At 47.0% G+C, this 12,594-nt stretch carries 12 protein-coding genes and 1 riboswitch; of the genes, 7 read left to right on the forward strand and 5 right to left on the reverse strand.

Features of this window, described 5'->3' with window-relative positions; translation table 11 throughout:
* Nucleotides 1-26 precede the first annotated feature (26 nt).
* From cysK to menA, 3 genes are all read left to right on the forward strand, one after another.
* On the forward strand, nt 27-941 hold the full coding sequence (gene cysK, locus B9N86_RS00910; protein WP_208917340.1) for a cysteine synthase A: 915 nt from the start codon (nt 27-29) through the stop codon (nt 939-941).
* Between the two features lie 214 nt (nt 942-1,155).
* A complete protein-coding gene (locus B9N86_RS00915; RefSeq protein WP_244563109.1) occupies nt 1,156-1,680 on the forward strand; it encodes a DoxX family protein in 525 nt (174 codons plus the stop codon).
* A 481-nt stretch (nt 1,681-2,161) separates the two neighbouring features.
* The gene (gene menA / locus B9N86_RS00920; RefSeq protein WP_208917342.1) at nt 2,162-3,115 is read left to right on the forward strand and encodes a 1,4-dihydroxy-2-naphthoate polyprenyltransferase; all 954 of its coding nucleotides are present in this window, start codon (nt 2,162-2,164) and stop codon (nt 3,113-3,115) included.
* 345 nt (nt 3,116-3,460) lie between these two features.
* Here menA and gdhA read toward each other — a convergent pair whose 3' ends face one another.
* The 4 genes from gdhA to B9N86_RS00940 form a co-directional block, all read right to left on the reverse strand.
* The gene (gene gdhA, locus B9N86_RS00925; RefSeq protein WP_208917344.1) at nt 3,461-4,831 is read right to left on the reverse strand and encodes an NADP-specific glutamate dehydrogenase; all 1,371 of its coding nucleotides are present in this window, start codon (nt 4,829-4,831) and stop codon (nt 3,461-3,463) included.
* Nucleotides 4,832-5,020: 189 nt separating this feature from the next.
* Nucleotides 5,021-5,152, reverse strand: a complete 132-nt coding sequence (locus tag B9N86_RS00930) for a DUF4023 domain-containing protein (protein ID WP_208917346.1) — start codon at nt 5,150-5,152, stop codon at nt 5,021-5,023.
* 286 nt (nt 5,153-5,438) lie between these two features.
* A complete protein-coding gene (locus B9N86_RS00935) occupies nt 5,439-5,750 on the reverse strand; it encodes an antibiotic biosynthesis monooxygenase (RefSeq protein WP_208917348.1) in 312 nt (103 codons plus the stop codon).
* A gap of 127 nt (nt 5,751-5,877) precedes the next feature.
* Nucleotides 5,878-7,089 (reverse strand): DUF418 domain-containing protein, encoded by a 1,212-nt coding sequence (locus B9N86_RS00940; protein ID WP_244562917.1) that lies wholly within the window; start codon nt 7,087-7,089, stop codon nt 5,878-5,880.
* 140 nt (nt 7,090-7,229) lie between these two features.
* Between B9N86_RS00940 and B9N86_RS00945 the strand changes: the two genes are divergently transcribed.
* Both B9N86_RS00945 and B9N86_RS00950 read left to right on the forward strand, forming a co-directional pair.
* On the forward strand, nt 7,230-7,952 hold the full coding sequence (locus B9N86_RS00945) for a response regulator transcription factor (RefSeq protein ID WP_208917350.1): 723 nt from the start codon (nt 7,230-7,232) through the stop codon (nt 7,950-7,952).
* A complete protein-coding gene (locus tag B9N86_RS00950) occupies nt 7,949-9,688 on the forward strand; it encodes a sensor histidine kinase (RefSeq protein WP_208917352.1) in 1,740 nt (579 codons plus the stop codon). Before B9N86_RS00945 ends, B9N86_RS00950 begins: the two co-directional genes overlap by 4 nt.
* A gap of 110 nt (nt 9,689-9,798) precedes the next feature.
* Here B9N86_RS00950 and B9N86_RS30085 read toward each other — a convergent pair whose 3' ends face one another.
* Nucleotides 9,799-9,987, reverse strand: coding sequence for a hypothetical protein (locus B9N86_RS30085; RefSeq protein WP_244562918.1), 189 nt, complete (start codon nt 9,985-9,987; stop codon nt 9,799-9,801).
* Nucleotides 9,988-10,504: 517 nt separating this feature from the next.
* On the opposite strand from B9N86_RS30085, the gene B9N86_RS00960 reads away from it, so the two are divergent.
* Together B9N86_RS00960 and B9N86_RS00965 are read left to right on the forward strand one after the other, a co-directional pair.
* Entirely contained in the window at nt 10,505-10,828 is a 324-nt protein-coding gene (locus B9N86_RS00960) for a transposase (protein ID WP_208914383.1), read from the forward strand.
* Between the two features lie 11 nt (nt 10,829-10,839).
* Nucleotides 10,840-11,745, forward strand: a complete 906-nt coding sequence (locus B9N86_RS00965) for an IS3 family transposase (protein ID WP_280174990.1) — start codon at nt 10,840-10,842, stop codon at nt 11,743-11,745.
* Nucleotides 11,746-12,300: 555 nt separating this feature from the next.
* Nucleotides 12,301-12,402, forward strand: a riboswitch (purine riboswitch).
* The last annotated feature ends 192 nt before the right edge of the window (nt 12,403-12,594 follow it).

The raw sequence follows: 12,594 nt of genomic DNA on the forward strand, positions 1-12,594 counted from the left end.
CTGCTATTACAAAGGAGAATACCACCATGGGAATATACGATAATATTGTAGATTTGATCGGCGGAACACCGATGGTCCGGCTGCAGCGTATCGTGCCGGATGGGGCAGCCGATGTGTATGTGAAGCTGGAAATGTTCAATCCGTCCGGCAGTGTGAAGGACCGGGCAGCCTTTAATTTGATCGATACGGCCGAGAAACAGGGAGTGCTTACACCGGGAGGCACAATCATTGAACCGACAAGTGGCAACACCGGCATCGGTCTGGCTATGATTGCAGCAGCCAAAGGCTACCGGGCCATTCTGATCATGCCGGACAACATGTCGAAGGAACGGATTAATATTCTGAAGGCTTACGGTGCGGAAGTGGTACTGACGCCGAGCAGTGAACGAATGCCCGGATCCATCGCCAAAGCCTTGGAACTGAAGGAGCAAATCCCGGGCAGTTTTATCCCACAGCAGTTCGAGAATCGGGCGAATCCGGACATACACCGTGTGACAACAGCGCCGGAAATATTGCAGCAGATGGAAGGCCAGCTGGATGCGTTTGTTGCTACAGCGGGAACGGGCGGGACGATTACAGGCACCGGCGAGGAGCTGCGGAAGCATCTGCCGGAGCTGCATATCGCGGTAGTAGAGCCGAAAGGATCACCTGTATTGTCTGGTGGACAGCCAGGACCCCATAAGCTGGTTGGCACAAGCCCCGGATTTGTGCCGGATATTTTGAATACAGACGTCTACGACGAAATCATTCAGATTGCGGATGATGATGCGCTGCAGACGGTTCGTGATTTGGCCCGGAGGGAGGGTATTCTGGTCGGCCCATCGTCCGGTGCATCGGTCTTCGCTGCGATTAACGTAGCCAAGTCGCTGGGCGCTGGGAAACGGGTTGTGTGTATTGCGCCAGATACCGGAGAGAGATATTTGAGCATGGATATTTTTTAATAAGTGTTTAAGCTGTTCCATTCTTGTTATGGACACAACAAATTTGAAGTTTTCTGAAAATAAAAGTTGTGTCAAATTTGTGAATATGGTTATATATACTATATATGCATTTATATTCCAAGTTATTCTTTGAACAAGAATGGAGATGATGTGTTTGGGGAGGCAGGATTTAAGAGAAGGTCAGTATGTGGTGGTACCTGAAAATCCAGTGTCGATGTTTCTGTTCGGTAGTATCCGCTCGGCGTGGATCTGGTTGATTTTGCGATTGTATTTGGGGTATACATGGCTTTCAGCAGGCAGTAAAAAAATGACCGCTGACGCTTGGACAGGAAGCGAAGCGGGAGCCGCAATCCAAGGCTTTGTTAAAGGAGCGCTTGCGAAAGCGGAAGGCGGTAAGGATGTCCCCAGCTGGTATGCATCATTCCTGGAAAATGTTGTGCTACCTAACGCCAAGCTCTTTTCGTATATGGTGGCGTTTGGAGAAGTATTGATTGGCGTGGGACTTATCGTGGGTCTCCTGACAGGCATTGCCGCCTTCTTTGGCGGAACGATGAATGCAAGTTTCCTTTTTGCGGGCTCCGTGAGCATAAATCCGCTGTTGTTCATCCTGGCGACTTGGCTTGTGCTGGCATGGAAAGTGGCAGGTTGGTACGGTCTGGACCGGTGGGCTCTGCCGTTATTGGGCACCCCGTGGACCCGCCGGCGCAGCACGACGAAAGAGGATGAAGTTACTTCATAACGGAATAGCTTACGTCGAAGCACCCTTTAGGACAGGTTCAAGCCGCATATGCGCTTCTGTCCAAGGGTGATTTTTGTCGTTAAGAGGTTGTTCAAAAAGTCCGCTTTTGATCACGAAGTGAATCAGGAAGTGGGCTCGGCATCGAATCTTGAATTCAGCTAAAATGTTTCCTCCGGAAACATCTCAAGTGCTCACGTACCCAAAACAGCTGATGCTTCCGAAGACGTTTTCTACGAAAACGTGCAGCTCCGCTCCTCAGTCCCTAGCTTCATCCAACTGAGGCGTTTGAAAAAACGCACATCGGAAGCATAAGCTTCGGTGCTGAAAACCGACCTTTTTTAACACGCACTTTAAGTGAAATCAGAGCCGATTTGCAACATTTTTCACAAAACAACCTGTTGTCAAGAACAATTCCCACAGCTAAATGATAAAAATTAATCTATCCTATTTTTAGATAATTTATTAAGAAGGATGGATGGAGATGGGAATCAAACCGTTTTTAAAACTGGTGGAGATTCAGACGAAGGTGGCGAGCATGATCCCATTTTTGATCGGGACGATGTATGCGCTGTTCCGCTTTCAGCAGTTTGACGCATACCACTTCGTGCTCATGCTGGCATCGCTGCTCTCATTTGACATGGCGACCACGGCAATTAACAACTACTACGATTATAAAAAAGCGATCAAAACTCATGGCTTCGGCTATGAATTTCATAACGCTATTGTGCACTATAAGCTGAAGGAGCGGGCAGTAGTGGCTGTAATCGTGATCCTGCTGCTGACTGCATTCAGCACAGGTATTGCCCTGTTTCTAGATACCGGACTTCTGATTCTGCTCCTGGGCGGGATGTCCTTTGCAGTTGGCATTCTGTATTCCTTCGGGCCGATTCCGATATCCCGGATGCCACTCGGTGAGCTGTTCTCCGGTTTGTTTATGGGTTTTGTCATTATTTTTATCTCGACATGGATTCATGTGGATGAAAGTCAACTTGCAAGTCTTGTATTAGATGGAGGGATGGTTCTCCTACAGGTCAATCTGCTTGAAGTCATTCTGGTGTTCCTGATTTCTGTTCCGGCCATTCTCGGTATTGCTAACATCATGCTGGCGAACAATATTTGTGATGTTGAAGACGACATCGAGAACAAACGATATACCCTTCCGGTTTATATCGGCCGCCCGAACTCCATAATCCTGTTCCGTATCATGTATTATTTCGCTTATGTGGACCTGATTGTGCTGCTGTTCTTGAAGGTAAACCCGATCATTCTGCTGCTCGTCCTGTTGACGATTATTCCGGTACACAAAAACATAAGAAAATTCACTGCGAATCCGTCCAAGGAAATGACCTTTGCGAATTCCGTCCAGAACTTTGTCATGATGAACATGGCCCGGATTATCGCACTTGGCACAGCGGTTCTGCTGACCAGTCTGTAGTATATTGAATAAAAAGCATACACAAAAGCCTCCGTCTCAAAGGGATGAAACGGAGGCTTTTGTGCGTAACCCCATCAGCGCGATAAAGCAACAAGGGGGCAGAGATGGCTTTTTCAGTTTATTACAATCCATCCCCTTGCACCGTCAGGTCTCAGGCTGATGACAAAGTCAAAAAGAAGATGATGGATACCGCCTTACCTGATGCGCTTATCAGCTTCCGTTAGACTTTGCCTACAATCTGAAACCCGAGTACAGGGTATGGGCCGAAACATTAACATGTAACAATTAAGGTTTACTGCTTATACCGAGTAACCCAACGAATCAATAAATAGATTTAAAAGTTCTTTAAACAATACCTTGAGCGAGCATAGCATCGGCTACTTTACGGAAGCCGGCAATGTTGGCGCCAACGACAAGGTTGCCAGCACAGTCAAATTCCTCAGCCGCCTGCACGCTACTGTTGTAAATGTTTTTCATAATCTGATGAAGTTTGCTGTCCACTTCTTCGAACGTCCAGGAAAGTCTCATCGAGTTCTGGGACATTTCAAGTGCAGATACAGCTACACCGCCCGCATTTGCCGCTTTGGCAGGACCGAACAGAACGTCGTTCTTCAGGAACAGGTCGATGGCTTCCAGAGTGGAAGGCATGTTGGCTCCTTCACCGATCGCTTTCACACCGTTGGAGATCAGGATGGCCGCAGATGCTTCATCAATCTCATTTTGCGTTGCACATGGAAGAGCGATATCACAAGGAATCGTCCAGATACCCATCCAGCCTTCTGTGTATGCCGCATGCGGATGCTCTTTCACATATTCGCTGATCCGTTTTCTTTCCACGTCTTTCAGACGGCGAACGGTTTCGAGGCAGATACCTTCAGGATCGTACACATAACCGTTAGAATCACTGCAGGCCACAACCTTTGCACCGAACTGCTGAGCTTTCTCGATCGCATGAATGGACACGTTACCGGAGCCGGATACAACGACAGTCTGGCCTTCAAAGCTCATTTCTTTGGAGTTCAGCATTTCTTCTACAAAATAAACACAGCCATATCCTGTTGCTTCAGGACGTCCCAAGCTTCCACCGTACTGAATGGATTTACCCGTCAGGACGCCTGCTTCATTACCGCCGCGAATACGCTTGTATTGGCCGAACATATAGCCGATTTCACGTGCGCCAACACCGATATCACCAGCAGGTACGTCAACGTCTGGTCCGATATATTTATACAGCTCTGTCATGAAACTTTGCGTGAAACGCATAACTTCATTGTCGGATTTGCCTTTTGGATCGAAGTCGGAGCCGCCTTTGCCGCCACCGATCGGGAGACCTGTCAGGGAGTTTTTCAAAATTTGCTCAAAGCCGAGGAATTTAATGATGCTAACGTTAACGGAAGGGTGGAAGCGGAGGCCGCCTTTGTACGGTCCAATGGCACTACTGAACTGAACACGATAGCCGCGGTTAACCTGGACTTTGCCTTGATCGTCTACCCATGGAACCCGAAAGGTAATGACGCGCTCAGGCTCAACGAGCCGCTCTAAAATTCCAGCAGATTGGTATTGTGGACATTTGGTGAGTACCGGAACGAGTGAATCAAGGATCTCTTTGACGGCCTGGTGGAATTCAGGCTCATTCGGGTTGCGCTTTTGTACAGTCTCAAATACGGATTGGACATAAGATACCGCTTCTTGCGATTGTTGTGCAGTAAGATTCATGTACAGGTCCACCTCTCTCATAAATATGTATTATGTTGTATTTATCAAAAATCCAGCATCCTTGCAAGTTAAAATTTATACATCAATGATAATTATATATACATTTTTACCTAAAAAATGCTTTCAGAAAGTATACGATTAGTGCAAATAAACAGCGATCTTAGGATCGCTGTTCTGCTCATCGGCGGTTTACTTCTTCGTACCGTGCTGTTTTGTAGGTAATTGTGCATTCGGCGTACCCTTACCGTGATTTTCCTTGTTATGACGGGCTTTTTCGGCATTATCTTTCATCTTTTCTACGAATTCATGTGTGTTTTCCATGATGAAATCCTCCTTTAAAATGGGATCTGCCGGGTTTCGGCATCGTTCCTGTTTACTATATCCCAATTAGTAAAATTGTATTGATAATGTGAATTTTTATGAAGCTGTTACATGAAGTTTACACCGGTCATAAAACTTTCCTATCATGTGGTGAAAAAATAGTGATGACAGCGCTCTATTTGTGAAATAGGAGTCGAAAAGTACTAAACAAACTCAGCAAATTGATGTTAAATCCACAAATATAACAAACCCGTGAAAAGCCTAAGCTTCTCACGGGTAACAAGGGTTAACCTATAGGTGGGTTGCTGACAAGTAACTCATATTTATTGAGGGAAGCACCCAGAATAAACTCGCTGCCTCCTCCGCGGTGTGACTGACGGAAGGATTCGCTGGAAGTCCAGCCTTTAAAAGCTTCCTCGTTCTCCCACACCGTACAAATCTTGAGTTCCTCGGCTTCGGCACCTTCCTTGGCCTCATGCCATACTTCCATCCGGATGAACCCCGACATCTCCTGTACGCCTTTCGCCTGCGCGAACCGCTCGGATAGTTCCTTGCCATGTCCTGGTTTGACTTTGATCGAATTCGTTACTACCAGCATTTTTGTTCCTCCTTAGGCTGTAATCCGGCTTACCTTATCCGGTATGTCAGTCGATGATATATCTGCATGTCCATTATACCTTATGGGGGCAGGCGATTTCATCTTGGAGGAATCACCCCGAGGCTCCTCAAGAAGAGGAAGCCTCTGTCTGAATTGGAGGACTCTTAGGTTTCTTTGGCTTCGCCTGCCCGCTCCATGACCAATAGGTACCGATACGCAACAGGAACTCGATTGGACCTGTTCGGAAACGGTTCAGATACAGCAGACTGCACATGGCCTGAGCTATATAGATACCGAGTGCAATTAAGATGCCAGTCAAAACACCGAGTCTACCGAACATTCCAAGCCCGTATCCGTAAAAGATCGTTGTACAGATGACGGTTTGCATGAGATAGTTCGTCAACGACATCCGGCCAACCGCTTCAAATGAACGGAAGACAACATTTCTGTTGGAAGAGAGGGCATAAATATAGGCAAACAGATAAATGTATCCAAGCGCTAGAATTTGAGCGCCTGCCATGTGCAAAATCCCACTCCATGCATGGCTAGAGCCGAGCATGATTGATGCCGTTTTTGCGGCGATACCGAACGGGACAAACATGATCGCGTACCGCAGATACGATCCTTTTTCCTGTTCCGGAGATATAAATTTACCGCGTTTGGCCGCAGCCATCCCGAACAGGAACAAGGCTCCGAGAATAAGGGGGGTCAGAAGCAATATAAAGAACATCATCCCGCCAGGCAGACCAAGTGGATCTGAAGTATTCCGGTGGTTCATAATTTCTGAATAGGTCCCGGTACCATATAAATTGATTGTCTCCCTAACGTGGGTCTCCATACGCATTACATCCTCAGGAGACGCTGCGGAGGTACCACCATAGCTGATCCCGATGCTAAGAAGAAGGAAAATAATACCCCAGATCATTAAAGTCTTCGGCTTCCGGTTTACAAATAATAGAAGGAAAAAACTGATGCCACCGTAGAAGAGCAGAATATCGCCATCCCAGAGCATAGAATGCGCAAAACCGAGAGCAATCAGCAATATCGAACGTCTTACCACGTTACGCCCGTATTTCAGACCCTTGGCATTCATACTCTCTTTCATCTTAATCATGCTGTACCCGAACAGGAACGTAAAGATCGGCATGAAGCTGCCTTCGACAAATATTTTTAACATATCATGACCGATCAAATCCAAGGATGAAGGTTTAAACAACCACATTTCATCTTTTCCGAACATACCGTATTGAAAAATTAGCATATTGGCCATCAAAATGCCCAGTAAGCTGAAGCCCCGAATCGCATCAACAGCGACAGCTCTTTTCCGTGGATTTCCCACATTAATCACCTCTTGGAATTCAGTATATCGTCCTAACTTAAATTACTCAGAAACGGCAACCTAACTTTTTCTTAACGATAGGATGATTGTTTAACTGCTGTTAAGGTTGTTGTGCTAGCATGGTATCGGGTGAAGATAATATGGAAAACACAAAAATTTTAATCGTTGATGATGAACCGGCTATTGTAAAAATGCTGCAGATGGTACTTCGCAAGGAAGGTTTTAACCGTATCTATACAGCTGGCAGCTGCGCTGAGGCGCTTCGCGAAATGGAAGTGCACCGGGCTGATATTGTGCTCCTGGATGTTATGCTGCCAGACGGAAGCGGATTTGATATCTGTTCGAGGCTTCGGACGTTTGGAAGTCCGCATGTTTTATTTCTGACAGCTAAGGCGTCCGACCTGGATGTGCTGACCGGCTTCGCCATGGGCGGGGACGACTATGTGACAAAACCGTTTAATCCGCTTGAGATTGCTGCGCGCATTAAGGCCCGGCTTCGGCGGGGCGGATGGGGTAACACAGGAGTTCAGGTACAGGAACAGCCGATACAGCGAGTGTGGGATTTCGGCCGCTTTGTACTGGATGAGACGGCAGGAGAGTTGAAGGTGCTCGGTGATCCGGTGCCTTGTCCAGCCCAGGTGTTTCAGCTGCTGTTATACTTTTGCAAGCATCCTGGCGTTGTTTTTTCCAAGTCACAGTTGTATGAGGCGGTGTGGGGAATTGATGGGATGGGTGAGGACAACACCGTAATGGTACATATCCGCCGAATCCGGGAACGGATAGAAGAGAACCCGAGTGATCCACAATATTTGGTCACAGTTCGTGGGTTAGGCTACAAGTTGGTTAAGGAGTCAAAAAGATGAAGGTAAGCAGACGACTTGCGTTTCATTTTACATATCAGCTGGTTGCCTTCTCGCTGTTCATGTTCATGCTTCTCGTTACGCTTTTGTTTGTGTTGACCAAGCATGTCGCGAACGAGGAAATTCGGCGCAACTTTCCTTCGGGTGTTCTAACCAGTATAACGTCGGAAACGGTGACGGAGAATGGCGTTGTCAATCTGCAAGGATATTGGAAAGAGCTTCTATATGAGCGGAATATGTGGCTCCAGGTGGTTGACATGAAAGGCCGCGTTATCCATGCTACGAACACGCCTAAGGATGTGCCTTCGTCATATTCAGTTAGCCAGTTGCTGGAAATCAAGGAGGAGCGGCGACTTGGCAAATATACGATGGGGTTGGAGATGGATCTGACATATAAGGATCCCTTGTTGTTCTTGCTAGGTGGGGTAAATGAAAGTACGGACCGGCTGAGATCCTGGTTTACAGAGTATCAAGCTGGCGGCTTGCTGGATTCGTCAAAGAAAGAGCGGTTGGAACAAGAGGTCCGAAGAGCAGGAGGCTATCTGTATATCATCGATGGGGAAGGGGCCATCAAGCAGAAGATTGGTGAGGCTATTGGTGACAAAAAGAGCTATCATCCACTTGAACTAATGTCGATGCAGGAAGCGCCGGGTACCTATGCAACGAATGCGAATGTGTACTGGGACCAGGCCAGTGGAATGACCTGGGTGTATCATACGCCGTATGATACGATCGGCAAGCAGCCGATCATGAACCAGCTTCTAAGCGTTGTGGTGTGGATATGCATCGTCGTGTTAGTCGCTGCGTTAGCTATGTCGATCTGGCATGGATACCGATACAGCCGTCCGCTGTTGCTGTTTACCGGATGGTTCGAGCGGATGGGCAGCGGCTCCTACGAGGAAGTGCTCACCCCCAAAGACCGTAAGAAAGTATTCCGAAAGAACGGGAAGCTGCGAATGCCCTACAAGCTGTACAAGGAAGTTATTCATTCCTTCTATCATATGGCCGAGCAGCTGGCAGCAACCGAGAGAGAGCGGAAGGCACTGGAACAAAACCGGGAGGAATGGATGTCCGGTATCTCTCATGATCTTCGAACCCCCCTGTCTTCCATTCAAGGATACGGCTACATGCTGGAAAGCGCAGCGGAAGACTGGAGCCCAGGCGAACTGCGTGAGATGGGAACCGTCATACGGGAAAAAGGGGACTACATGCTGGAGCTTATTGATGATTTCTCGCTTGTATTCAGGCTGAAGACAGAAATCCAACCGCAGGATATGTGCCCGCTTGATCTGAATGAGCTTGTCCGCCGCGGTGTGTTGAAATACGTCAACGACGCAACGCTTGACGGCGTGACGTTTCAGTTCGAAGGCGGTGATGAGCCGGTGCTTACGGCTGGTAGTGCCAAATGGCTTCATCGTCTGATGGATAACCTGATCTCCAATGCCGTTAAGCATAACCCACCCGGGGTTACGGTTACAGTTGGTGTGGAGAAGCGTGCCAATTCTGCTGCGATCGTAGTGAAGGACGACGGTGTTGGTATGGACGAGGAAACGAAGCGGAGCCTGTTTGAACGTTATTACCGTGGGACGAACACGGAGGGAAGCATCGATGGATCAGGCCTTGGGATGAGCATTGCAAAAGCTATCGTGGAAGCCCATCACGGGACAGTAGAGATCCAATCGGAGATCGGAAAAGGAACCTGCATCAGGGTTATTTTGCCCCGGGGTTTGAAAGATTAATGAGCCATTGAATATTTAAGATGAGAGGGCTGTTTCCATGCGAGATGCATATGGGAAACAGCTCCTTTTTGTGTGGATCCGAAGCTATGAAGTTTCGAAAGCTGTGATATTCAACTAGTTGTTGAGAAAAAGCCGGAGGGATAATATTCATCCTCTTCAATCTCAACATCGGGATAACGCCTAAATACGGATTCAAATGATTTGTCTTCAATGAGATCATGAATAACCTGTTCAATCCGTTCCCTGGTCACTATGTCGATTAACACCATATCACTCGACCAAAAATAAGCGCCGTTCATGCATTCGCCTGTCTGATTGTTCTTTTCCCGTAAGGTCTGAATGTTGTTATATGTAAAAAAGGTGGCGATCCACTTTGAACGGTCAGGAAATACAATGATGACATCCGAATTCGTATCTGTCTCATCTCATGTTCCTTTAGCCCATTTCTCTGCTTCAATCCAAATATACATCTTCTTGTTAATATCTTTCATGACTCTCCGCCCCCTTTAATGCTTGAAATAAGTATATCAAGTATAGTTATGGATTAAGTGAGTCAAAACAGCAATTAGTGTTTGACGGCTAACTAATGGCTAGTGCTGATACGATGCGCTTACCCATATTGATACTGATTTTTATACAATTCTACGGCTAACGGACACCACATCCCTTATTTGGTGAAAAATTAGCCGGTTTGAATTCTAACGGACACCAGCGACCTTATTTCGGAAAAAGTAGGCGAAACCTTTATAGCCCCCTAATCCAATTGGACACTCCAAGGTACCTCAGATACACTAAAAAGAAATGAGGAGTCCGTCCATGAAAAGACGATTTCGATGCCCGGTTGAGGCGAAAAAAGAGTATGTCGTAGAGGTGCTGTCTGGTTACCGGACAGAGATCGTTGCGAGAAAACACGGCATGTCTCCCAAAACGTTAAGCGGCTGGGTTCGTCAATATGAGGATGAGGTGGGAGATCTTATGGTCAAAAAGCAGAAAGAAGCCCAAAAAATAGAGCAGGATGCGGCCAAGTTCCAAGAGCTGCAGCAAAAATATGACGAGGCGATGAAACTGTTGGGGGAGAAGGAACTTGAAAACCACATCCTCAAAGATCTCGTAAAAAAAAAGTATCCCGACTACAAATAGCCTCCTATTGGATTGAGCAAGGCTATCCGATCCGTACCGTCCTACGGATCTGTGACGTGCCGCGATCCACGTACTATTACCGTTTGAAGCATCCTGAACGTCAGCAGCCGATCAGCAACGGACGACCGATCCCGGGCTATTCCTGTGACCAGAACGGAAAGGCCGTCTCGGATACCCGTATTCAAGGGTTTCTTCGTCGTCTGATCCAAGGCCCTCATGGAGCATCTGGTTACCGGAAACTGACGATTTTGCTGCGCCGAAAGTATAAGCTAGTGATTAACAAAAAGAAGGTATACCGTCTCTGCAAGTCCTTGGGGATTCTCCTTCCACAACGAGAAAGAACGAACCCTGTTCCCAAAAGAGTAGCGAATAACCGGGTGGTAAATGGCGCCAACCAGTTGTGGCAGATGGATATTAAGTATGGCTACGTGGCGGGAAAACGTCGGCATTTCTACCTGGCCAGCATTATTGACGTGTTTGACCGCCGAATTGTAGCGTACCATCGCGGGAAAACCTGCCACACCCAAGATATCTTACGTACACTCCAGAAAGCGCTCCTTACGCGTAAAGTGTACGGAGATGAGCAGAAGTTGGTTATTCGTACTGACAATGGCCCCCAGTTCGTCAGCAAGGCGTTCCATGCTTTCTGTGAACAGGCAGGGCTTGAACATGAACGTACTCCGAACCGGACACCGAACAAGAATGCCTTCATTGAGTCCTACCACAGTATTGTGGAACGCGAGTGCTACCAACGACACTGTTTTGAGGATTATGAGGAAGCCTTTTCGGAAGTAGATCGGTTCATTCGCTATTACAACAACGAGCGCATTCATGGAAGCCTTCATGACTGGCCACCTAAGGAGTATTTGCGTTTGGTGAACGAAGGAACGATTACTCCTGCAAAAATTGCGTTATGATGCGATATCCCGAGAATGAGGTGGCTAGTGTCCAAGATTAGGGGGTTAAACCGAAACCGGATGTTTGCACTTGCAATAGCGTCACCTGTGTCCGTTTACATTCGAAATGTCCGAAATCGTCACAAATAGCGGCTCCTGAGTCCGTTTGCTCTCAAAACTACTTATTGTTCGACAAATAACCAGTCTTATAGCGAGCAGTGCAGGTATACCTTATGGCGCCATCGCCATTTATTCATCGGTACGATGAAGTCAAAGTCAAGCACTGATTTTGAATTTGAGCCGGATAAGTATTTTAAGATCTGCTTCGAAGCAGCGGGAGCGTTCGCTAAAAGCTTTCCAAAGGAAAGCTCGCATCGAAAGCATACGCTTGCCCCTGAATTTCTCCCCCTTAAGAAATAATTCAGGGAAATTCGGGGGCAACAGCGATTGTAGGAATGATTCGTACGCGCAGCAACTATTATATGTATTAAACATACTCACTCCTCTGATTGACATACTTGCTTTCAAATATCTCCCACTCTATTGACTTACGACACCAAAGGATTATAATTCTTACAACAACTGAAAAGATTTTTATGTATATGCCAGAGAATAAGGCTCAGGCGTCTCTACCAGGTTACCGTAAATGACTTGACTACATAAAAGCTGAGAGAAACATCATCCTTCGAGTAAACCGAGGTCTTACAACACGTTAAAGCCGCGTGACGTATTCGTATGGTATAAATTCAGACTCTCTCTTCCTTTATGTATTGTTGATAACCCGGACAGAAGCGCTGTCCGGGTTATTTAGTGTCTAGTCATGGGGAAACCTGAAGCTATAAAGTTTCGATAATCATAAGGGAGAGTGTC

Source organism: Paenibacillus uliginis N3/975 (assembly GCF_900177425.1).
GTDB lineage: Bacteria > Bacillota > Bacilli > Paenibacillales > Paenibacillaceae > Paenibacillus_AQ > Paenibacillus_AQ uliginis.